At 71.5% G+C, this 22,407-nt stretch carries 17 protein-coding genes and 1 other RNA gene; 11 read left to right on the plus strand and 7 right to left on the minus strand.

Features of this window, described 5'->3' with window-relative positions; all coding sequences use genetic code 11:
• The first annotated feature begins 239 nt into the window (after positions 1-239).
• The 5 genes from FHY05_RS13290 (at position 240) to FHY05_RS13310 (ending at position 4,112) form a co-directional block, all read left to right on the plus strand.
• On the plus strand, positions 240-1,385 hold the full coding sequence (locus FHY05_RS13290; protein WP_183944953.1) for an acyl-CoA dehydrogenase family protein: 1,146 nt from the start codon (positions 240-242) through the stop codon (positions 1,383-1,385).
• Between the two features lie 141 nt (positions 1,386-1,526).
• Positions 1,527-2,315 (plus strand): SDR family oxidoreductase, encoded by a 789-nt coding sequence (locus tag FHY05_RS13295; RefSeq protein ID WP_183944954.1) that lies wholly within the window; start codon positions 1,527-1,529, stop codon positions 2,313-2,315.
• A 254-nt stretch (positions 2,316-2,569) separates the two neighbouring features.
• Positions 2,570-2,734: a hypothetical protein gene (locus tag FHY05_RS13300; RefSeq protein ID WP_183944955.1), complete on the plus strand. Its 165-nt coding sequence runs from the start codon at positions 2,570-2,572 to the stop codon at positions 2,732-2,734.
• Between the two features lie 212 nt (positions 2,735-2,946).
• The gene (locus FHY05_RS13305) at positions 2,947-3,225 is read left to right on the plus strand and encodes a hypothetical protein (protein ID WP_183944956.1); all 279 of its coding nucleotides are present in this window, start codon (positions 2,947-2,949) and stop codon (positions 3,223-3,225) included.
• A complete protein-coding gene (locus FHY05_RS13310) occupies positions 3,222-4,112 on the plus strand; it encodes a bestrophin family protein (RefSeq protein WP_183944957.1) in 891 nt (296 codons plus the stop codon). The genes FHY05_RS13305 and FHY05_RS13310 overlap by 4 nt, the downstream gene beginning before the upstream one ends.
• 357 nt (positions 4,113-4,469) lie before the next feature.
• Here the strand turns inward: FHY05_RS13310 and ssrA are convergent.
• Positions 4,470-4,810, minus strand: a transfer-messenger RNA (tmRNA) gene (ssrA, locus tag FHY05_RS13315).
• 45 nt (positions 4,811-4,855) lie between these two features.
• Between ssrA and FHY05_RS13320 the strand changes: the two genes are divergently transcribed.
• Both FHY05_RS13320 and ligA read left to right on the plus strand, forming a co-directional pair.
• Positions 4,856-5,287 (plus strand): Rrf2 family transcriptional regulator, encoded by a 432-nt coding sequence (locus FHY05_RS13320; RefSeq protein WP_132908900.1) that lies wholly within the window; start codon positions 4,856-4,858, stop codon positions 5,285-5,287.
• Positions 5,288-5,491: 204 nt separating this feature from the next.
• Positions 5,492-7,630 carry an NAD-dependent DNA ligase LigA gene (ligA, locus tag FHY05_RS13325; protein ID WP_183944958.1) on the plus strand — a complete coding sequence of 713 codons (2,139 nt, stop codon included), beginning with the start codon at positions 5,492-5,494 and terminating at the stop codon, positions 7,628-7,630.
• Between the two features lie 358 nt (positions 7,631-7,988).
• On the opposite strand, the gene ftsH is transcribed toward ligA, so the two are convergent.
• From ftsH to ptsP, 5 genes are all read right to left on the minus strand, one after another.
• Complete coding sequence (gene ftsH, locus FHY05_RS13330; RefSeq protein ID WP_308462256.1) at positions 7,989-9,971, minus strand: ATP-dependent zinc metalloprotease FtsH; 1,983 nt, start codon at positions 9,969-9,971, stop codon at positions 7,989-7,991.
• A 64-nt stretch (positions 9,972-10,035) separates the two neighbouring features.
• Positions 10,036-11,034, minus strand: a complete 999-nt coding sequence (gene tilS, locus FHY05_RS13335) for a tRNA lysidine(34) synthetase TilS (protein ID WP_183944959.1) — start codon at positions 11,032-11,034, stop codon at positions 10,036-10,038.
• A 7-nt stretch (positions 11,035-11,041) separates the two neighbouring features.
• On the minus strand, positions 11,042-11,923 hold the full coding sequence (locus tag FHY05_RS13340; RefSeq protein ID WP_183944960.1) for a YbgF trimerization domain-containing protein: 882 nt from the start codon (positions 11,921-11,923) through the stop codon (positions 11,042-11,044).
• A 297-nt stretch (positions 11,924-12,220) separates the two neighbouring features.
• On the minus strand, positions 12,221-13,102 hold the full coding sequence (locus FHY05_RS13345) for a helix-turn-helix domain-containing protein (RefSeq protein WP_183944961.1): 882 nt from the start codon (positions 13,100-13,102) through the stop codon (positions 12,221-12,223).
• Between the two features lie 114 nt (positions 13,103-13,216).
• Complete coding sequence (ptsP, locus tag FHY05_RS13350) at positions 13,217-15,484, minus strand: phosphoenolpyruvate--protein phosphotransferase (protein ID WP_183944962.1); 2,268 nt, start codon at positions 15,482-15,484, stop codon at positions 13,217-13,219.
• 138 nt (positions 15,485-15,622) lie between these two features.
• Here ptsP and FHY05_RS13355 point away from each other — a divergent pair, with 138 nt between their 5' ends.
• Both FHY05_RS13355 and FHY05_RS13360 read left to right on the plus strand, forming a co-directional pair.
• On the plus strand, positions 15,623-16,903 hold the full coding sequence (locus tag FHY05_RS13355) for a dicarboxylate/amino acid:cation symporter (RefSeq protein ID WP_183944963.1): 1,281 nt from the start codon (positions 15,623-15,625) through the stop codon (positions 16,901-16,903).
• 58 nt (positions 16,904-16,961) lie between these two features.
• Positions 16,962-17,348: a glycine zipper 2TM domain-containing protein gene (locus FHY05_RS13360; RefSeq protein WP_183944964.1), complete on the plus strand. Its 387-nt coding sequence runs from the start codon at positions 16,962-16,964 to the stop codon at positions 17,346-17,348.
• 174 nt (positions 17,349-17,522) lie between these two features.
• Here the strand turns inward: FHY05_RS13360 and FHY05_RS13365 are convergent, their stop codons facing one another.
• Positions 17,523-20,492 (minus strand): L-glutamate gamma-semialdehyde dehydrogenase, encoded by a 2,970-nt coding sequence (locus FHY05_RS13365; RefSeq protein WP_183944965.1) that lies wholly within the window; start codon positions 20,490-20,492, stop codon positions 17,523-17,525.
• 113 nt (positions 20,493-20,605) lie between these two features.
• Here FHY05_RS13365 and FHY05_RS13370 point away from each other — a divergent pair, with 113 nt between their 5' ends.
• Together FHY05_RS13370 and FHY05_RS13375 are read left to right on the plus strand one after the other, a co-directional pair.
• Positions 20,606-21,040 carry a MaoC family dehydratase gene (locus FHY05_RS13370; protein WP_183945124.1) on the plus strand — a complete coding sequence of 145 codons (435 nt, stop codon included), beginning with the start codon at positions 20,606-20,608 and terminating at the stop codon, positions 21,038-21,040.
• A gap of 131 nt (positions 21,041-21,171) precedes the next feature.
• Positions 21,172-22,350: an acetyl-CoA C-acyltransferase gene (locus tag FHY05_RS13375; protein WP_183944966.1), complete on the plus strand. Its 1,179-nt coding sequence runs from the start codon at positions 21,172-21,174 to the stop codon at positions 22,348-22,350.
• Positions 22,351-22,407 lie beyond the last annotated feature (57 nt).

Here is a 22,407-nt window from a genome sequence, read left to right on the forward strand (position 1 = left end):
CGGAGTGTGAATCGGGGGTTAAAAAACACGTGCCTAGCGCCACCGAATCGCCGTTTTCGCGAGTCGCCGCGCCATCATCAGCCGCACCGTGCGGCGCGGCCAAGCTCCATTCCTCGCATCAGTATGCGGCAACGTAGTAGCCGTGGTGGTATTTTCGAAGATCGAGTCTGGCTCGCCGCTTGTGGCCGCCCGATCGCCCGCCTAGGATCACGGCGCCCACAACAGATGATTGCCGGATCATGGCCCTGGACCCCGACACCTTCGCCGCGCTGACCGACACCGTCCGCCGCTACGTCGCCGAGCGGCTGCGCCCGCTCGAAGCGCAGGTCGAGGCCGATGACGCCGTGCCCGACGCGGTCGTCGCCGAGATGCGCGAGATGGGGCTGTTCGGCCTGTCGATCGCGGAGGATTATGGCGGCCTCGGCCTCACCATGGCGGAGGAGGCGCGCGTCGCGATCGAGATGGGGCACACCACGCCGGCGTTCCGCTCCACCTTCGGGACCAACGTCGGGATCGGCAGCCAGGGCCTCGTGCTCGCCGGCACGGCCGAGCAGAAGGCCAAGTGGCTGCCCCGCATCGCCGCGGGCGAGATCGTCACCAGCTTCGCGCTGACTGAGCCGGGTGTCGGCAGCGATTCCGGCGCGGTAGCGACGCGCGCGGTGCGCGACGGCGACGTCTATCGGCTCTCGGGGACCAAGCGCTACATCACCAACGCCGACCGCGCCGACCTCTTCACCGTGATGGCGCGCACCGGCGACGCGCCCGGCGGCCGCGGCGTCTCGGCCTTCCTGGTCCCGCGCACGCTCGCGGGCGTGTCGGTCGGCGAGCCCGAGAAGAAGATGGGCCAGAAGGGCGCCAAGGTCGCCGACCTCCACCTCGACGACGTCGCCGTGCCCGTCGCCAACCGGCTCGGCGCGGAGGGCGAGGGCTTCAAGATCGCAATGCGCGTGCTCGACCGGGGGCGGCTCCACATCGCCGCCGTGTGCGTCGGCGTCGCCGAGCGGCTGATCGCCGACTGCGTCGCTTATGCCAGCGAGCGACGCCAGTTCGGCAAGGCGATCGCCGAGCACCAACTGATCCAGGCGATGATCGCCGACAGCAAGACCGAGGCGCTCGCCGCGCGCGCGCTGGTGCTCGAGACCGCCGCCGCCAAGGACGCCGGCACCGACGTGGTGCTGGAGAGCGCGGCAGCGAAATATTACGCCAGTGAGATGGTCGGCCGCGTCGCCGATCGCGCGGTGCAGATCTACGGCGGGGCGGGCTATATCGCCGATTACGGGATCGAGCGGCTGTACCGCGACGTGCGGCTGTTCCGGATCTACGAGGGGACCAGCCAGATCCAGCAGCTGATCATCGCGCGCGAGACGCTGAAACGCGGCGGGTGACGCGGGTAATCTGCGCAGGACGTCGCGTGTCCGAGGAGGCGGGGTAACGGTGGTGGAGGGCCGCGGGGCGGACGACCGCGGCGCACGCTCGGCGACGACGAAGAGGGGAAGGAGTGCCCTTCCCCGACACAGGAGAGGCACATGAACACCGATCATCTGTTCCGGCTCGACGGCCGGGTCGCGCTCGTGACGGGGGGCAGCCGCGGCATCGGGCGGATGATCGCGGCGGGCTTCGTCGCGCAGGGCGCCACCGTCTACGTCTCGAGCCGAAAGGCCGAGGCGTGCGAGGAGACCGCCGCCGCGCTGGGCGACCGCTGTCACGCGCTGCCGATGGACGTGTCGACCGTTGAGGGCTGCCGCGCGCTCGCCGCGGCGCTGGGCGAGCGCGAGCAGCGGCTCGACGTCCTCGTCAACAACGCCGGCGCGGCCTGGGGCGTGCCGTTCACCGACTTCCCCGAGAGCGGCTGGGACAAGGTGATGGACCTCAACGTCAAGTCGCCGTTCTTCCTGACCCAGGCGCTGCATGCGCTGCTGCGTGCCGGGGCGGCGGCGCACCCGCCCGCCAAGGTGATCAACATCACCTCGGTCGACGGGCTACGGCTCAACCCCTGGGAGACGTACAGCTATCAGGCGTCCAAGGCGGCGCTGATCCATCTCACCCGACGTCTCGCGGCGCGGCTGGTGGAGGACGGCATCCACGTCAGCTCGATCGCGCCGGGCGCCTTCGCCAGCGAGATGAACCGCGCCGCGCGCGACCATGGCGACGCGGTGGCCAAGCGCATCCCGGCGCGGCGCATCGGCGAGGCGGAGGACATGGCGGGCACCGCGATCTTCCTTGCGTCGCGCGCGGGGGACTATGTGGTGGGCGAGACGATCGCGGTCGATGGCGGGCTGGTCAACGCCTCGCTCGGCGGCGGGATCGACGCGTGAGCGGCGACGGCGCGACGCACATCCTCACGCACGACACGATCCCAGCCGGTCGGCTCCGACAGCGATCCAGCCCCTGACGATCGCATGTCGGGATCGCGCTTCCGGGACGCCGCCCCGAGGCGCCGTCCCGACACGCTCGGCCGCTACTCGACTCGATCGGCGATACCAAGGGCGGCGGGCGGAGGCGCGGCGACGTCGGCTCGTCCGGAACGCGCCTCCTTCCTCACCCGTTTCACCGAAGAAGGAGACGCTGCATGGACAAGGACGACACCAAGCCGACCGAGCTCACCGAGCGGCCCAACCTTTCCACCGAGCACCAGCGCGAGGGCGACGCGCGGCGCCCGAGCGACACGCTCGACAAGGGCCAACCAGTGGAGGAGACGATCCCGCGCAAGTCGTCGCTGCTCGGGAACGACTGATTCGACTTCCGCCGGTGCTGACGCCCAGCCGGCGCCGATGTCGCAGCAGGACATGTTCACGCCGCGGCGCAGCAACGTTCCGGACATGTAGCGGAGATCCGGAGAAATAACCGGGTACGCGGGCACGACATAGTGTTTCCCGGCGCGCGTCGGCGTTGACCCGATGCTGCGTCGCAACCGACAGCGGGAGCCCCGCTCTCGGAGATCGACGCATGATCCATTATCTGGTCGACACGCACCACGACGAGCCGCTCAGTTGGCGTGACGTCGAGGCGCTGCCGCTGGCGATGTTCGCGCTCCTGCTGGTGATCGCGGTGGCGCGGATGCAGCAGGAGCTCGCACCCGCGCTGTCGGGCGAGTTCGTCAAGGCGCTGGCGCTGGTCTTCCTGCTCGGCGCGCGCAAGCTGCTGGGCGACATCATCGCGCGCGCCGACGATCGCGACGCGGCGGTGGCGATGGAGGCCGCGCTCGGGGCAGTGCCCGCCGAATGATCGTCGGACGCGCGCCGCGCATCAGGCAGACGCTCTACCCCGCCTGGCGAACCCTCGCCGTGCTGTTCGTGTGGGACTCCGCCGTCACTCTTTTCTACTACGCGTTGCCCTTCGCCGCGCCGGCGCTGCCGATCACGCTGTTCGGCACGGTGCTCGGGCTGTTTCTCGGCTTCCGCACCAACTCGGCCTATCAGCGCTGGTGGGAGGGACGAACCTTGTGGGGGGCGATGATCAACGCCTCCCGCAGCCTCGCCCGCGCGGTGCTGGGCTTCGTGCCGGACGACAGTCCCGCCGCGGCGGCGATGAAGCGGCTGATCGTGCGGCGCCAGATCGCCTATGTCCACGCGCTGCGCTGCCAGTTGCGGCGGCAGGACCCCGCGCCCGAGATCGAGCGCCTGCTCGGCGCGGATGCCGCGGCCGAGGCGATGGCGCGCACCAACGCCGCCAACGCGCTGCTCGACGGCACCACGCGGATGATCGCCGAGATCCGCCGCGAGGGGCTGATCGACACGATCCAGCAGACCCAGATCGAGCGCGTGATGGTCGACATCGCCAACGCGCAGGGCGGGATGGAGCGGCTCAAGAACACGCCGCTGCCGGCGCAGTACCGCACCTTCCCGGTGTTCTTCGCCAAGCTGCTGTGCCTGCTGCTGCCGTTCGGGCTGGTCGAGACGCTGGAATGGGCGACCCCGGTCGGCTCGTCGGTGGCGGGCTTCATGTTCCTCGCCGGCCTGCAGGTGGCGGACGATCTGGTCGACCCCTTCGCCAACACCGTCCACGACGTGCCACTGAGCGCGATGTGTCGCACGATCGAGATCGATCTGCTCCAGGCCGCCGGCCACGACGCGCCCGCGCCGCTCCAGCCAGTACGGAACGTGCTGTGGTGACGCGCGGTGACCGCGGTGGCCGCGCGGCCGACCGAGGGGACGCTGCGGATGAGCGAGACGCATTCGCCGCGCCGTCGACCGCGCGCACGCTCCGCGCCGCCAGCCAGCCCGGTGCGCCGCCAGCGCATGCGGCCGGTCGTCATCTTGGCGACGGCGCGGATCCATGACCATTGACCTCGCCGCTCGATCGCTGGCGCCAGCATGTCCGGACTTCCGCCCGCGCGGGAACGACGGAGGGACGGAGGCGAGTAGAGGACTTGATCCACCTGCCCGCTGCCCACGCGCCGCCGACGGCCCCTTCGCCATCTGTGAGCGAAGCAGTGGGAGGCTTCTGTTGCCCGGTGCCTCCCGTACCGCTGGAATCCCCTTCTGTTGCCCGGTGGGGTCCGACCGCGCTTTCTTGGTGTAACGTCAGGCCGTTAGGCCGTCAGTTACGCCGCAATCGCGAGTGCTTCGTTGTCGTTGGCACTTGTGTAATGGGCCGTTGCGGTGGTCCCATTCCGAGCGAAAACAGCGCTTTTCAACACACGTCGATCCTGGTTCGGCCCCGTCAGCGCGGCTGCGTGCAGCCGCGATGGTGGAGCCGCCGGGTACTGCCCCCGGGTCCGCTGCGCCTATTGTACGCCGCAGTTTATCGCCATAGCCGGGTAGAACCCGACGTGACTCATATAGGCCGACGCTCGTCGCGGGAAAAGCCCCGGATGGCCATTTGCCCGCCACAATATCCCTGTATATACTGCGATATGCTCACCCAGCGGTCCCGTTACGCCCTTCGCTCCATGCTGTTCCTGGCGGGCGCGCCGGCCGGATCGCCGCCGATCCCGATGACCCGGATCGCCGCCGAGGCCAACGTCCCGCGCAAGTTCCTCGAGCTGATCCTCGCCGACCTGCGCGACGCCGGCCTGCTCCACAGCCATCGCGGCAAGATGGGCGGCTATGTCCTGTCGCGCCCGGCGCATCTGATCTCGCTCGGCGAGGTGATCCGCGTGATCGAGGGGCCGCTCGCGCTGGTGCCCTGCGTCAGCCGCACTGCCTATCGCTCGTGCAAGGACTGCAAGAGCGAGGCCGAGTGCGCGATCCGCCACGCCATGATGCGCGTGCGCGACGAGACCGCGCGCATCCTCGACGGCACCAGCCTGGCCGACGCCACCGCGAACCAGCTCGCCGCGGCCTGAGGCCGGCGCGCGCGCGTGCCCCTATTGCGTCATCCCCGCGCAGGCGGGGATCCAGAAGCGCTGACGTCGCGCCTCTTACCGCACCGTCCGCGCGTCTAGGTTCCCGCCTGCGCGGGAATGACGAAGTATGGGTAACCGGGCTGCGGTGCGGCGCCGGCCCGCCTCCCCCTAGACCCGCCGTCACGCCCCGCTTACCCATCCGGCATGACCGACGCGCCGCTGCCCAGCACCGAGACCGACGCCGCCGCCGAGCTCGAGCGGCTCGCGCGCGAGATCGCCTATCACAACGAGCGCTACCACACCCACGATGCCCCAGAGATCAGCGACGCCGATTATGACGCGCTGGTCCGCCGCAACGCCGCGATCGAGGCCGCCTTCCCCGCGCTGATCCGCGCCGACTCGCCCAGCCGCCAGGTCGGCGCCGCGCCCGCCGCGCACCTCGCCAAGGTCGCGCACGCGCGGCCGATGATGAGCCTCGACAACGCCTTCGCCGACGAGGAGGTGGAGGAATTCGTCCGCCGCGTGCGCCGGTTCCTGCGGCTGGCCGACGACGAGCCGGTCGCGCTCACCGCCGAGCCCAAGATCGACGGCCTGTCCTGCTCGCTGCGCTACGAGGCGCGCCGGCTGGTCCAGGCACTGACCCGCGGCGACGGCACCACCGGCGAGGACGTCACCGCCAACGTACTGACGATCGCGGACATTCCCCGCACGCTCCCCGACGACGCGCCCGCCGTCTTCGAGGTGCGCGGCGAGGTCTATATGGAGAAGGCGGCCTTCGCCGCGCTCAATCAGCGGCTCGCCGCCGAGGCCGCGGCGAGCGGCAAGGAGGCGCGGCGCTTCGCCAACCCGCGCAACGCCGCGGCGGGCTCGCTGCGCCAGAAGGATGCCGCGGTGACACAGGCGCGCCCGCTGCGCTTCCTCGCGCACGGCTGGGGTGAGGCGAGCGCAGTGCCAGGCGACACGCAGGAAGCGATCGTCGCCGCGCTGCGCGCCTGGGGCTTCCCGATCGCCGACGCCTTCGCGCGCTGCGACGACGCCGCGGCCGCGCTGGCGGTCTATCGCGCGATCGAGCACCAGCGCGCCGATCTGCCGTTCGACATCGACGGCGTGGTCTACAAGGTCGACCGGCTCGACTATCAGCAGCGGCTGGGCAGCGTCGGGCGCGCGCCGCGCTGGGCCATCGCGCACAAATTTCCCGCCGAGCGCGCCGAGACCGTGCTCGAGGCGATCGACATCCAGGTCGGCCGCACCGGCAAGCTCACCCCCGTCGCGCGGCTCACCCCCGTGACGGTCGGCGGCGTGGTCGTCACCAACGCCACGCTGCACAACCGCGACGAGATCGCTCGGCTCGACGCGCGCGTCGGCGACCGCGTGCTGCTCCAGCGCGCCGGGGACGTCATCCCCCAGATCGTCGAGGTGCTGCCGCGCGACGCCGAGCGCGCCCCCTACGTCTTCCCCGACCATTGCCCGCGCTGCGGCAGCGAGGCGGTGGCCGAGGAGGGCGAGGTCGACGTGCGCTGCACCGGGGGGCTGATCTGCCCGGCGCAGCGGCTCGAGCGGCTCAAGCATTTCGTCGGCCGCGGCGCGCTCGACATCGACGGGCTGGGCGAGAAGACGCTGGTGGAATTCGTCGCGCTCGGCTGGATCGCGGAGCCCGCCGACATCTTCCGCCTCACCGCGCACCGCGAGAAGCTGGTCGGGCGCGAGGGCTGGCAGGCCCGGTCGGTCGACGCGCTGCTCGCCGCGATCGAGGCGCGGCGCCAGCCCGACGCGGCGCGGCTGCTGTTCGGGCTGGGCATCCGCCATATCGGCATCGTCACCGCGCGCGACCTGCTCAAACATTATGTCACCCTGCCCGCCGTCGCGGCGCTGGCCGACGAGCTGATCGGACTGCGCGAGCGCACGACCGCCGCGCTCGGCGAGGACGAGGGCCGGCTGCGTACCCGGCTCGACAAGGCGATCGCCGAGCTGATCGGGGTGGAGAATATCGGCGCCGCGGTGGGCCACGCGCTCGCCGACTTCTTCCACGAGCCGCACAACCGCGCGGTGTGGGACGACCTGCTCGCCGAGGTGTCGCCACCCGACTTCCGTGTCGAGACCGTCGCGTCCGAGGTGTCGGGCAAGACCGTCGTCTTCACCGGCACGCTGGAGACGCTCAGCCGCGACGAGGCCAAGGCGCAGGCCGAGTCGCTCGGCGCGCACGTCTCGGGTTCGGTGTCAAAGAAGACCGACCTGCTGGTGGCAGGGCCGGGTGCTGGGTCGAAGGCGAAGAAGGCGGCCGAGCTCGGCATCCGCGTCGTCGACGAGGCGGGCTGGATCGCGATCGTCGCCGCTTCCGGGTGAGGGGGATGATGAGCGGTGCTGCTCGCTCGCGCACCCTATTCTGGGACGTGCTCCTGCGCACGCAGGAGCCCGAAGCCACCGGCGATGCCGCTCGACGCCCTGGGCTCCCGCGTGCGCGGGAGCACGATGGAGCGCGATGGGAAGGGCCGCGGCCTAGCGGCCCAAGGAGGGTCGTCATCCCGGACTTGTTGCGGGATCCACCCGCCCGCGAACCTGCGGGCGCATGGGTGTGCGGCGCGGTGGATCCCGGAACCAGTTCGGGACGACGGAAGGTAGGTGGAAAGGCCGCACCTTCCCTCCCCCAAAAAGAAAGGGCGACCCGCAGGCCGCCCTCCCCGTCTCCTCGCTCGTGAGCGCCTCACGCGCCGGCGGGCGACGCGCTCCCGAACGGCCCCGACGGGCGCTTCGTCTTCGGGATCGACGTCCCCGCCGCCGGCACCGCCGGCGCCTTGGGACCCTGGTCGGCGCGGCCGATGTCGTCGCCCGCGATCAGGCGTTTGATCTCCTCACCCGTCAGCGTCTCATATTCGAGCAGCGCGCCGGCGAGCGAGTGGAGCTGGTCGAGATGGTCGGTCAGCACCTGCTTGGCGCGATGCAGCCCGCCCTCGACGATCGCCTTGATCTCGTCGTCGATCAGCTGCGCGGTGGAGTTGGACATCCGCACCGGCTGGCTCGACGAGTAACCGAGGAAGCTCTCGCCCTCGGGCTGGGCGTACTCGACCGGCCCGACCTTGTCCGACATGCCCCACTTGGTGACCATGTCGCGCGCCAGCCCGGTGGCGTACTGGATGTCGCCGCTCGCGCCGCTCGACACCTTGTCGTAGCCGAAGATCACTTCCTCGGCGACGCGCCCGCCCATCGCCACCGCCAGGTTCGCGTACATCTTGTCGCGGTGGTAGCTGTAGCTGTCACGCTCGGGCAGGCGCATCACCATGCCCAAGGCGCGACCGCGCGGGATGATCGTCGCCTTGTGGATCGGGTCCGACGCGGGCTCGTGCAGCGCCACGATCGCGTGCCCCGCCTCGTGATAGGCGGTCATGCGCTTCTCGTCCTCGGTCATCACCATCGAGCGGCGCTCGGCGCCCATCATGACCTTGTCCTTGGCCTCCTCGAACTCGGCCATCGCGACCAGGCGCTTGCCCTTGCGCGCCGCCATCAGCGCGGCCTCGTTGACGAGGTTGGCGAGATCGGCGCCCGAGAAGCCCGGCGTGCCGCGCGCGATCACCCGCGCGTCGACGTCGGGTGCCAACGGCACCTTCTTCATGTGGACCTCGAGGATCTTCACGCGGCCGTCGATGTCGGGACGCGGCACCACGACCTGCCGGTCGAACCGGCCCGGGCGCAGCAGCGCGGGGTCGAGCACGTCGGGGCGGTTGGTCGCCGCGACGATGATGATCCCCTCATTGGCCTCGAAGCCGTCCATCTCGACCAGCAGCTGGTTGAGCGTCTGCTCGCGCTCGTCGTTGCCGTTGCCCAGCCCGGCACCGCGGTGGCGACCCACCGCGTCGATCTCGTCGATGAAGACGATGCACGGCGCCGACTTCTTGGCCTGCTCGAACATGTCGCGCACGCGGCTGGCGCCGACGCCGACGAACATCTCGACGAAGTCCGAGCCCGAGATGGTGAAGAAGGGCACGCCCGCCTCGCCCGCGATCGCGCGCGCCAGCAGCGTCTTGCCGGTGCCGGGCGAGCCGACCAGCAGCGCGCCCTTGGGGATCTTACCGCCCAGGCGCGCGAACTTGGTGGGATCCTTGAGGAAGTCGACGATCTCGGTGAGCTCGGCGCGCGCCTCGTCGATGCCGGCGACATCGTCGAAGGTGACCTTGCCTTCCTTCTGCGTCAGCATGCGCGCGCGGCTCTTGCCGAAGCCCATCGCGCCGCCCGCGCCGCCGCCCTTCTGCATCTGCCGCAGCACGAAGAAGGCGATGCCGAGGAACAGCAGGAAAGGCAGCGACTGGTAGAGCAGCACCATCCAGATCGACGGGCCCTCCTCCGGCTTGCCCGCTACCTCCACGCCCGCCTTGCGCAGCCGCTCGATCAGGCCGGAGTCCTGCACCGGATAGGTGCGGAACTTGTCGCCGTTCGAGAAGCTGCCCGTGATGATGTCACGGCTGACGTTGACGTCCTTCACCGTGCCCTCGTCGACCTTGTCGAGGAAGGTGGAGTAGGCCACGGTATTGCCCTGCGCCGTCGTCGTGCGACCGTCGAACAGCGTCACCACCACCGCCAGCGAGAGCAGCACGCCGACCCAGATCAGCAGGCTCTTCATCCAGGGGTTAGGGTTGCCGCCGCCGCCATTGTCGCCGCCGCCGTTCCCGCGCTGCCTGTCGTTGTCGTTCATCGGGTACCTTTCCAACGAACACAATGTAAGCCACGACGGGTTAATGGCAATGGAACAGCGTCGGTCAGAGTGATCGACGCGGCGGTGCTACGTGAAAAATCCAGCCGTACGCGCGCACTTCTACCTTGATGCCGGCGTGAACCGCGCCGCGCCGTGCCTCGAGCGCGTCGAGCAGTGGCTCGATATTGGACGAATCGGTGAACGCGGGCCGGGCGATCGCGCGCTCCGCCCGAATCGCGTGGAGCGCGCGGCGGAGCAGGCGGCGGCGCAGCTCGCGCGGCTCGTCGGCGATCGCCAGCGGCCGGTCGGGCCCGTGCCAGCGCGCTGCCCAGAGCGAGTCGGCTTGTCGCGCGATCACCTCCTCTGCCTCGGCGAGATAGCCGGCCGCGGCGGCGAGCGCCGCCGGGTCGAGCGCCGGCGTGGCGGCGAGCGCGGCCCGGACGCGGGTGCGATCGTGTCGCGGGTCGGCGTTGGAGGGGTCGTCGACGAACGGGGCGCCCGATGCCTCCACCAGCGCGCGCAGCTCGGCGCGCCGCCACGCGAGCAGCGGGCGCAGCAGCAGCGTCGCGCCCTCGCGCCGCGCTGCCCGGATCGCGCTCAGTCCGGTGAGCCCCGAGGCGCGGTTGAGCCGCATCAGCAGCGTCTCCGCCTGGTCGTCGGCGTGGTGCGCGGTGAGCAAAGCGTCGACCCGCTCGCGTGCGGCCCAGCCGGTCAGCGCGGCGTACCGCGCCTCGCGCGCGCGCCGCTGGAGCGAGCTGCCGACGATCGGCGTCGCGGGGACGAGCGTGGCGTGCGGCACGCGGAGTCGCTCGCACAGCGCAGAGACCATCGCCGCCTCGTCGGCACCGGCGGGGCGGAGCCGGTGGTCGACCGTCGCCGCGACCACCTCGCCCGGCCGAGCCGCGGCAGCGAGCAGCAGCAGCGCGACCGAGTCGGGTCCGCCCGATACCGCCACGCCGACCCGGCCGACGCGCTCGACCGCCGCCACGCCGTGCGCGCGCGCCAGCCCGCGGCGCAGGTCGTCGCCGAAGCGCGCCACCGCCGCCGCGGGCAGCGGCGTCACGTTCAGCTCACTTGCACTTGGCGGCGGTGCGCGCCTTGGCGACATCGGCCTTGAGCCCGGGCGAGATCTTGTCGCCATAGACATCGGTCAGCTCGCCATAGACCTTGCAGGCGTCCGCGGGCTTGTCGAGCTTGAGCAGCGCGGTGCCGAGATAATAGAGGCTGTCGGGCGCGCGCTCGCCGTCGGGGAATTTCTTGTAATTGTCGTAGAAAGCGATCGACGCCAGGCTCGGCTTGCCCTCGTCGAGATAGGCGCGGCCGAGCAGGTTCTGCGCGAAGCTGGCGCGGCGGTGCTTGGGGTAGGTGGCCACCACCTTCTTCAACTGCGCCTCGGCCGCGGGATAGTCGCGCGACTGCCACAGGCGGTAGCCGGCGAGATAGGCGTCCTCGGCGGGGTCGGCGCTGCTCGGCGCGGCGGCCCCGGCGGCCGCGCCGCCGTTCACCGGCTCCGGCGCCTGCGGCACCGTCACTGCGGGGCCACCAGCGGCGTCCGCACCCGGCGTCGGCGCGGGCGCGACCGGCTGGGTCAGCTTGGCGTCGGTCGCCTTGCGATAATCCTCGAACTGCTGCTCGAGCTGGCGCAGCTTGTACTGGGTCTGCTCGATCTGCCCGGTCATGCTCGCCATCTGCTGCTCGAGCGAGGTGACCCGCGCGGTGATGTCGGTCAGCGCGCTGGTGGCCGGCACCCCCGCGGCGTCGACCGGCGCGGTCGAGGGCGCGATCTGCGGCTCCACCATCGCGCCGACGCCGCCGGGAAACACCTTCCGCTGCACCGCGCGCATCTCCGCCTCGAGCTTGCCGACGCGACCCTCGATCTGCGCCGCCGCCGGCGTCGCGATCGATCCCGCCACCACCAGCGCCAGCGCGCTGCCCGCCATCCACTTGGTCATCATAGTCAGTCCCCGGTGCGCACCTATCGCACCTCTCTATAGAAGCGAGCTGTCGCCACGGTGAAGCGCGGCATGGTCTCAGTCGCGAGAGCGCCGGCACCCGCTACTCCGACGCGCGCCCCTCGTCACCAACCCGCCGCCCCCGGACTTGCTCCGGGATTCATCTTCCCGCGCACGCCGCGGTGGTGGCGTGCGCGGCACCGCGTACCCCGGATCACGTACGGTGTGATGACCGCGCGGCGAGGCGGTGCCTCCGATCGCTCGCGCGACCCTGGTGCTGGTCCGAGCACCCGACCCTCATCGTGCGACGTCGCGGAACGCCGCGAGCTGGCCCGCGTCGCCCCGCGCCGTCGTCGTGTTCGCGGCGGTCGCCGGCGGGGTGGTGCTCGCGCTCGGCGCCGGGGCGGGCAGGCCGCGCGCGGCGAGCGCCTCGGCGCTGATGCCGACGTCCTTGATCGCGCGCTTGCCATCCCCGAGCGGCGCGACCTCGCGGCCGTCGACCGTCACGGTGAGCTGGTCGGGGCGGCCGACGTTGATCATCGGACGGTCGGTGCCCGCGGGCACCTCGAACGACTGGCCCGGCTTCATCGTGCCCTCGAATAGGCGCTGCTTGGCGCCGTCATACACGCGCATCCACACCTCGGTGCGCGCGGTCAGCACCACCTTGCCGGTGGCGGCGGGGGTCGGCGCGGGCGGCGGCACCTCCTTGCTGGAGGCGACCTGCGCGCTCGGCGTCGCCTCGGGCGCCTGCTCGGTGGTGCCGCGGAACATGCCGGTGGAGAGCCACAGCACGCCCAGCACCAGCACCGCCAGCGCGAGCCCGGCGGCGACGATCACCAGCCCGCGCGAGGGCGCGCGCGACGGGTCGGCGATCTCCTCGATATGGTGCTGGCGCAGCGGCATCGCGCCGCGCGCGAGCTCGCCGCGGATGGCGCGGCCGACGTCGGCCTGGTCGAGCCCGACGGCGCGGGCATAGGCGCGCGCGAAGCCCGAGGCGTAGGTGGGCGAGGGCAGCAGGTCGAGCCGGTCCATCTCGAGCGCCTCTAGGAAGCGCTGCGTCACGCGCGTGCGCGCCGCGACCTCGGCGAGCGACAGCCCCTGCGCCTCGCGCGCCGCGCGCAGCCGCGCGCCGACGGAGCCGGGCGCCGGTGCCTGTGCGGGTAGCTCGCCGTCGCTCATTCTTCTCTCCGCCCCGCGCCCACAGCGTTCATGCGGGCGTGCGTTCGTGTTCCAAACACGAGCAACAGTGTCAACAGAGGGGCTTCACCCGATTCGACTCGATTCGTCGCGACCTCACGCCAGCTCGACCCCGCGCTCGGCCGCCCAGGCGGCGAGCGCGCCGCGCATGTCGCGCGGCGGGCGGACCAGCAGCTCGTCCATGAAGGCGGTCAGCGCGGCGCGGTCGAGCGTGCGGATCATCGCCTTGACCGGCCCCACCGCCGCCGGCGTGATCGAGAGCCGGTCGAGCCCGATCCCGATCAGCGCCATGGCTTCCAGCGGCCGCCCGCCCATCTCGCCGCACACCGCGACCGGCACGCCGGCCTCGCGCGCGGGCACGATCACGCGGCGCAGGAAGCGCAGGATCGAGCCCGACAGCCAGTCGTAGCGATCGGCCAGCTTAGGATTGGCGCGGTCGGCGGCGAAGAGGAACTGGGTGAGGTCGTTGGTGCCGATCGACAGGAAGTCGATGTTGGGCAGCAGCACGTCGAGCTGATAGGCGAGCGCGGGCACCTCGAGCATCGCGCCGTAGCGCACCTCCAGCGGCAGCCGCTTGTTGCGCTGGTGGAGGAAGGCGCGCTGCGCCTCGAACAGCGCCTTGGCCTCGTCGAACTCCCACGGCTCGGACACCATCGGGAACATGACGTTGAGCGTGCGGCCCGCGCCCGCCTCCAGCAGCGCGCGCGCCTGCGCCTTCATCAGCCCGTCGCGCTCCAGCGCCAGCCGCAGCGCGCGCCAGCCCATCGCCGGATTCTCCTCCTCGCCGGTGTGGGTCAGATAGGGCAGCGCCTTGTCGCCGCCGATATCGACCGTGCGGAAGATCACCGGGCGCGATCCCGAGGCGTCGAGCACCTCGCGATACAGCCGCTGCTGGCGCTCGCGCTGGGGCAGCGTGGCGGAGACGAGGAACTGGAACTCGGTGCGAAACAGCCCGATCCCGTCCGCGCCGGTCAGGTCGAGCACCGCGACATCGTCGCGCAGCCCGGCATTGACCATCACCGTCACGCGGTGGCCATCACGCGTCTCGGGCGCGAGGTCGCGCAGCGCGGCATAGGCGGCCTTGCGCTTCTGCCGCGCCGCGACCTTGGCCTCGAACGCCTCCTCCATCGCCGCGGTCGGGCGCACCGTCAGCGTGCCCTCGGTGACGTCGAGCAGCAGCGCGTCGCCCTCGGCGATCAGCCGGCGCACGTCGCGCACGCGCCCGAGCACCGGCACGCCCATCGCGCGCGCGACGATCGTGACATGCGCGGTGAGCGACCCCTCCTCCAGCACCACGCCCTTGAGCCGGCGGCGGTCATATTCGAGCAGCTCGGCCGGCCCGAGGTTGCGCGCGATCAGGATCGTGTCCTGCCGAAGGCCGAGCTGCGCCGCGGTCCCCATCTGCCCCGAGACGATGCGGAGCAGCCGGTTGGACAGGTCTTCCAAGTCGTGCATGCGGTCGGCGAGCAGCGGATCGTCGATCTCGCGCATGCGCTGGCGGGTGCGCTGCTGCACCCGCTCGATCGCGGCCTCGGCGGTCAGCCCGCTGTCGATCGCCTCGTTGATGCGGCGCGCCCAGCCCTCGTCATAGGCGAACATCTTGTAGGTGGCGATCACCTCCTGATGCTCGTCGCCGACGCCGAACTCGGCCTCGCGCGCGATGCGGTCGATCTGCTCGCGCATCTTGTCGAACGCGGCATAGACGCGGTGGCGCTCGGCCTCGGTATCCTCCGCGACGGTATGCTCGATGTGGATGCGCGGCTGGTGGAACACCGCGCAGCCCACCGCCATGCCGTCGACCAGTTTCTGCCCGCCGATCCGCGTCGAGCCGGTCGACTGCGGGCGGTCGCTCGGTCCGCCCTGGTCGATCAGCCCGGCGTTCGCGATCAGCTCGGACAGCACCATCGCCACCGTCTGCAGCGCCTCGATCTCGACGTCCTCGTACTTGCGCGGATCGGCGTGCTGCACCGCGAGCACGCCGACCGCGCGCTCGCGGCGGATGATCGGGACGCCCGCGAAACTGTGGTAGCGATCCTCGCCGGTCTCGGGCTTGTACGCGAAATCGGGATGGCTCGCCGCCTCGTCGAGGTTGAGCACCTCGTTGTTCTTGGCGATCGTGCCGACGAGACCCTCGCCCAGCGCCAGCTTGGTGACGTGCACCGCCTCGGGCGCGAGGCCGCGGGTGGCGAACAGCTCCAGCACGCCCTCGCGCAGCAGGTAGATCGAGCACACCTCGCTATCCAGCGCCTCGCCGATGATCTCGACCACCGAGTTGAGCTTGGCCTGCGCGTTCGATCGCGCCGCCATCACATCGTGCAGGTTGACCAGGATCTCGCGGGCGGAGCGGGCGGCAGAGACGGGCATGGCGAGGGGCTAACAGACCGATGGCCTGGGTGCCACGCAGCATTTTCTTGGGTGCGACGCAGCGCGCCCAAGCCCCGCTCGCCCGATTGAAACGGAAAGTTGCTGGCGAAGCGCGATCGGGGATCGCACCTCGGCACGATGAAGACCCCTTCCTTCACCGTGCAGGTGTTCGCCGGCATGGCGATCGGCGTCGCGCTCGGCTTCGCGGCGCGCGACCTGCCGGCCCTGGCCGAGGCGCTGCGCCTCACCGGCGACAGCTTCGTCCAGCTGCTCAAGGCATTGGTGGTGCCGCTCGTGTTCACCGCCATCGTCGCCTCGATCGCGGCGCTGCGCGATCTCGGCAACGCCGCCCGGCTCGTGGTCCAGACCTTGCTGTGGTTCGCGGTCACCGCGCTGATCGCGGTGACGATCGGGCTCACGCTCGGCACATTGCTCGAGCCCGGCGTACGCAGCGGGGTCGATCCGTCCGCCGCCGCTCTGCCCGCCACCACCGGCTCGTGGCTCGACTTCCTGCGCGGACTCATCCCGGGCAACTTCCTCGGGATCGAGGCGAGCACCAAGCTCGCCGACGGTGGCGCCACCACCAAGCTGGGGTTCAACGTGCTCCAGCTGATCGTCGTCGCGATCGCGGTCGGCGCGGCGGCGGTCAACGTCGGCGAGGCGGGGAGCGCCTTCCTCGCCGCCAACGCCTCGCTGCTCGCGATCTTCCGCCGGCTGCTGCGCTGGGTGGTGAAGCTGACCCCGATCGGCACCGCCGGGCTGATCGGCGCCGCGATCGTGCGCTACGGCTGGTCCTCGCTCGCGGCGCTCGGCAGCTTCGCGGGGGCGGTGTACCTCGGGCTCGCGCTGGTGCTGTTCCTCGTCTACCCCGCGCTGCTCGCGCTCAACCGGTTGTCGGTGACGCGCTTCTTCGCCACCGCCTGGCCCGCGATCCAGCTCGGCTTCGTGTCGCGCTCGTCGATCGCGACGCTGCCCGTCACCGAGGACGCGGCCGAGCGCGCCGGCGTGCCGCGCGACTATGCCGCCTTCGCGGTCCCCTTCGCCGCGACCACCAAGATGGACGGCTGCGCCGCGGTCTACCCCGCGGTGGCGGCGCTGTTCGTCGCGCAATATTACGGCATCGCGCTGCATGCCTCGGACTATGTGCTGGTGGCGCTGGTCTCGGTGATCGGCTCGGCGGCGACCGCGGGGCTGACCGGCGCGCTCGTGATGCTGACGCTCACGCTCACCACGCTCGGACTGCCGCTCGAGGGCGCGGGGCTGCTGCTCGCGGTCGACCCGATCATCGACATGGGCCGCACCGCGGTGAACGTCGCGGGGCAGCTGCTGGTGCCGCTGATCGTCGCTAAGCGCGAGAACATGCTCGAGCCGGACGGCACGATGACGCCGCTGCCCCGCCACGATACGGTCCCGGCCTGATCGAAGTGAACTCCTCGCCGCCTGCGACGTTCGTGGGCGGCAGAAGGAGACACATGCCATGAAGAAGGCCCTGCTCGCCGCGCTGGCGCTCGCCACCGCCACTACCCCGATGCTCGCCCCCGCCGCGCAGGCGCAGCGCAGCGACCGCGACCGCGACTATCGCTGGCACGGCGACGACCGGAACTGGGACCCGTCGCGCGACTATCGCCGCGGCAGCAGCCGGCGCGAGCGCGCGCTCGGCCGCGATGACCAGATCTACCGCGGGCGCGACGGCCGCGCTTATTGCAAGCGCAACGACGGCACGACCGGTCTGGTGATCGGCGGCGTCGGCGGCGGCGTGCTGGGTAACCTGGTCGGCGGCGGCACGCTCGGCACGCTGCTGGGCGCGGGCGGCGGCGCGCTGCTCGGGCGCTCGATCGATCGCGGTAAGGTCAAGTGCCGCTGAGGTGACGGCGCGGCTTCGCTGAGGCGACGTCGATAGCGCCGCGCCTCTCCCCTCCCCTTCAGGGGAGGGGCCGGGGGCGGGACGCTTCCACGAGCGTGTCGCCGGCGGAGAGGCCCCACCCCCACCCCTCCCCGGAAGGGGAGGGGCTCTTTCTTCCTGGCGCGATCGCCTCCCTCAGATCCCGCCTTCCTCCAGGCTCAGCAGCGTCGCGTTGCCGCCCGCGCTGGTGGTGTCGACCGACACCGCGCGCTCGGCGCAGAAGCGATAGAGATACAAGGGCCCGCCCGCCTTGGGTCCCGTCCCCGACAGCCCCTCGCCGCCGAACGGCTGTGACCCCACCACCGCGCCGATCATCGACCGGTTGATGTAGAGGTTGCCGACCGCCGCCGCCGCCTCGGTCACCTCGGCCGCGCGTGCGATGCGGCTGTGCAGCCCCATGGTCAGACCATAGCCCTTGGCGTTGACCCGCGCGATCGTCTCCTCCAGCGCGCCCGCCTTCCACGTCGCGACGTGGAGCAGCGGCCCGAACCACTCGCGGTCGAGCGCCTCGATCGAGTCGAGCCGGATCAGCGTCGGCGGTACGAACAGCCCCTCCGCGGGCGCCGCCACCGTCTTCACCCAGCGCGCGCGCGCCTGCTCGCGGTACGCCATCAGCCGGTCATAGGCGGCGCGGTCGATCACCGGGCCGACGTCGGTGCGCGGGTCGCCCGCCTCGCCCAGCGTCAGCAGGTCCATCGCGCCCGCGAGCATCTCGATCAGCCCCTCGGCGATATCCTCCTGCACCAGCAGCAGCCGCAGCGCCGAGCAGCGCTGCCCCGCCGAGCGGAACGCGCTGGTGACGACGTCCGCCACCACCTGCTCGGGCAGCGCGGTCGAGTCGACGATCATGGCGTTGATCCCGCCGGTCTCGGCGATCAGCGGCACGATCGGGCGCTCGTCGTCCGCCAGCAGCGCGCGCGCGATCGAGCGCGCGGTCGCGGTCGAGCCGGTGAAGGCGACGCCCTGCACGCGCGCGTCGCCGACCAGCGCCGCGCCGACCTCGGGGCCGCCCGGCACCAGCACGAGCGCGTCGCGCGGCACCCCCGCCTCGTGCGCCAGCGCCACCGCCGCGGCGGCGATGCGCGGCGTCTGCGGCGCGGGTTTGGCGACCACGGTGTTGCCCGTCACCAGCGCGGCGACGGTCTGGCCGAGGAAGATCGCGAGCGGGAAGTTCCACGGCGCGATCGTCGCCCACACGCCACGTCCTTCCAGGTGGAGCGTGTTGCGCTCGCCGGTCGGCCCGGGCAGCTCGACCGAGCCGAGCGTCGCGCGCGCCCGCGCCGCATAATAGCGGCAGAAGTCGGCCGCCTCGCGCACCTCGCCGATCGCGTCGGGGATGGTCTTGAACGCCTCCTGCACGCAGATCGCCATCAGCCGGTCGCGGTCGCGCTCGAGCAGGTCGGCGAGCCGGTCGAGGCAGGCGGCGCGCGCCGCGACCGGGGTCGTCTGCCACGCCGGCAAGGCCGCGCGCGCGCGCGCCACCGCGGCGGCGACGTCGGCGGCGGGCGCGGGCGCCGGCTCGGTCATCGGCCGGTTCACCGCGGCGCGCGTGTCCTCGAGCACGACGCGGTCGCCGAGGTCGAGTCCGCGCGAGTTGCGCCGCTCGGCACCGAACAGCTCGGCCGGCAGCGGGATGCTCGGGTGGCGCGTGCCGCCCACCGACTCGATCTTGGCGACCGGGTCGGCGAGGATGTCCGCCTCGCTCAGCCGCGCGTCGGCGAGCTGGTGGACGAAGCTGGAGTTGGCGCCGTTCTCGAGCAGTCGGCGGACGAGATAGGCGAGCAGGTCGCGGTGCCCGCCGACCGGCGCGTAGATGCGGCAGTGATAGCCCTGGTCGCGCACCAGCCGCTCGTACAGGCCGTCGCCCATGCCGTGGAGCCGCTGGAACTCGAAGTCGCGGCCGTTGCCCGCCCACTCGACGATCGTCGCGACGGTCAGCGCGTTGTGGCTGGCGAAGGCGGGGCGGATGTAGCGCGCGTCGAGCATGTCGCGCGCCACCGCCAGGTAGCTCACGTCGGTCGCTGCCTTGCGCGTGAACAGCGGATAGTCGTCGAGCCCTTCGACCTGGGTGCGCTTGATCTCGCTGTCCCAATAGGCGCCCTTCACGAGGCGGACGTTCATCAGCCGGCCGAGCGAGTCGGCCCAGGCCACCACCGGCCGCGCGCGCTTGCCATAGGCCTGCACCGCCATGCCGAACCCGTCCCAGTCACGCAGCTGCGGCAGCGCCGCGACCGCGCCGATGATGTCGAGGCTCATTTCGAGCCGCTCGCTCTCCTCCGCGTCGACGGTGAGCGCGATGCCGCGCGCCGCCGCCTGGAGCGCGAGCGCCTCGAGCATCGCGGTCAGCGCGGGCACGCACTCGTCCCAGCGCGCCACCTCGTAGCGCGGGTGGAGCGCGGAGAGCTTCACCGACACCGAGTGGCCTGCCTCCGGATCGCTGCCGACCGCGTCGATCGCGTCGACATAGGCCTGGAAGTAGCGCTCGGCGTCGGCGCTGGTGCGCGCCGCCTCGCCGAGCATGTCGAAGCTGGCGGTGAAGCCGCGGTGCTCGGGGCGGCGCATCCGCCTCATCGCCTCGTCGATGGTGCGGCCCATCACGAAGATCTCGCCCATCATCCGCATCGCCGCGCCCACCGCCTGCCGCACGAACGGCTCGCCGGCGCGGCTCAGCAGCCGCTTGAGCGGCCCGGTCTCGCCCTCGCCCACCAGAGCGCGGCCGACCACCAAGCCCCAGGTGGCGGTGTTGACCAGCCGCGAGTTGGACTGGCCGGCGTGCGCGCGCCAGTCGGCGTCCCCGAGCTTGTCCGCGATCAGCAGGTCCGCGGTCTCGGGGTCGGGGACGCGCAGGAACGCCTCGGCGAGGCTGAGCAGCGCGACCCCCTCGGACGAGTTGAGGCGATATTCCTGGAGGAACTGGTTGACCCAGCCGCGCGCCTGCGCCGCGCGCAGGTCGGCGAGCAGCCCCGAGGCGGTGTCGACGATGCGCGCGCGCGAGTCGGCGCCCGCCGCGGCGCGCTCCAGCAGCGGCTTTAGAACATCGGGTTCGCTGGCGCGGTGGAGCGCGCGGAGCTGGGCGAGAGTGGATGACGGTACGGCAGCGGCCATCTTCGTGCTTTCGGTTCGTTGTGTCTTGCGGTCACGGCGAGGCCGGGCCTAGACAGATGCGCGCGCTGTAGCGCGTCGCATGGCGGAGGGGAATCGCGGTGACGGCCGAGGAGATGAGCCAGGCGGTCGGGCGCGAGAGCGTCTCCGACTGGGTCGAGGTGACCCAGGCGATGATCGACCGCTTCGCCAAGGCGACCGGCGACCACCAGTTCATCCACGTCGACCCGGATCGCGCCGCCGCGACGCCGTTCGGCGGGACGATCGCGCACGGATTCCTCACCCTGTCGCTGCTCCCGCTGCTGGCGGCGCGCACCCCGGACGCGCCGCGGCTCGACGGCGTGACGATGGGGGTGAACTACGGGGGCAACAAGGTGCGCTTCCTCGCGCCCGTGCCGTCCGGGTCGCGGGTTCGCGCGCGGTCGGTGCTGGCCGACTTCGCCGAGAAACGAACGGGCGTCTACCAGTACACGACCGCCACCACGGTCGAGATCGAAGGGCAGGACAAGCCCGCGATGGTGGCGGAGTGGATCACGCAGGTGTTCGTGTGAGGGCGCGGCTCCCCTCTCCCTCTCCGTCTACCCGGACCACGCCCGGGATGACGGCAGTCAAAGAGTGAGGCCGTCCCAGACCTCACCGCCCGACACCCCCTCCCCTGACCCTCACTCAAGGACTCACCACCATGCGCTCCGCCGTCATCGTCTCCACCGCCCGCACGCCGATCGGCCGCGCCTATCGCGGCGCGTTCAACAACACGCCCTCGCCGACACTCGCGCATCACGCCATCGCCGCCGCGGTCGAGCGCGCCGGGGTCGACCGTGCCGAGATCGAGGACGTGATCCTCGGCGCCGCGCTCCAGCAGGGGCATCAGGCCAGCAACATCGCGCGCACCAGCCTGCTGCGCGCCGGGCTGCCGACCAGCGTGCCGGGCATGTCGGTCGACCGCCAGTGCGCCAGCGGACTGATGGCGATCGCGATCGCGGCCAAGCAGATCGTCGTCGACGGGATGGACGTGACGATCGGCGGCGGGGTCGAAAGCATCAGCCTCGTCCAGACGCCCGAGATGCGCGTCGCGCCCGACAAGGAGCTGCTGGCGATGCACAATGACATCTACATGCCGATGCTCCAGACCGCCGAGATCGTCGCCGATCGCTACGGGATCGATCGCGAGGCGCAGGACCAGTACGGGCTCCAGTCACAGCAGCGCACCGCGGCGGCACAGGCGGCGGGCCGGTTCGACGACGAGATCGTCGCGGTCACCGCCACCAAGGCCAACGTGAACAAGGAGACCAAGGAGGTCAGCTACGAGGAGGTGACGCTGGCGCGCGACGAGGGCAACCGCGCCGACACCACGATCGAGGGGCTACGCGCGCTCAAGCCGGTGGTCGGGCCGGACCGTCACGTCACCGCGGGCAACGCGTCGCAGCTGTCCGACGGCGCCTCGGCCAGCGTGCTGATGGAGGAGCGGCTCGCCGAGCGGCGCGGGCTCACCCCGCTTGGCCGCTACGTCGGCATGGCGGTGGCGGGCACCAAGCCGGACGAGATGGGGATCGGCCCGGTCTACGCCATCCCCAAGCTGCTCGAGAAGAACGGGCTGACGATGGACGACATCGGCCTGTGGGAGCTCAACGAGGCCTTCGCGGTGCAGGTGCTCTACTGCCGCGATACGCTCGGCATCCCCAATGAGCTGCTCAACGTCAACGGCGGCGCGATCTCGATCGGCCATCCCTATGGCATGTCGGGCGCGCGCATGACCGGCCACGCGCTGATCGAGGGCAAGCGCCGCGGGGCCAAGTACGTCGTGGTGACGATGTGCGTCGGCGGCGGCATGGGCGCCGCGGGGCTGTTCGAGGTGCTGTGAGGTCGCAGACGTCGCTGACTGGATGATCCTCCCCTGCGAGGGGAGGATCGGTCGTGC

Source organism: Sphingomonas sp. BK580 (assembly GCF_014194975.1).
Classification (GTDB): Bacteria; Pseudomonadota; Alphaproteobacteria; order Sphingomonadales; family Sphingomonadaceae; genus Sphingomonas.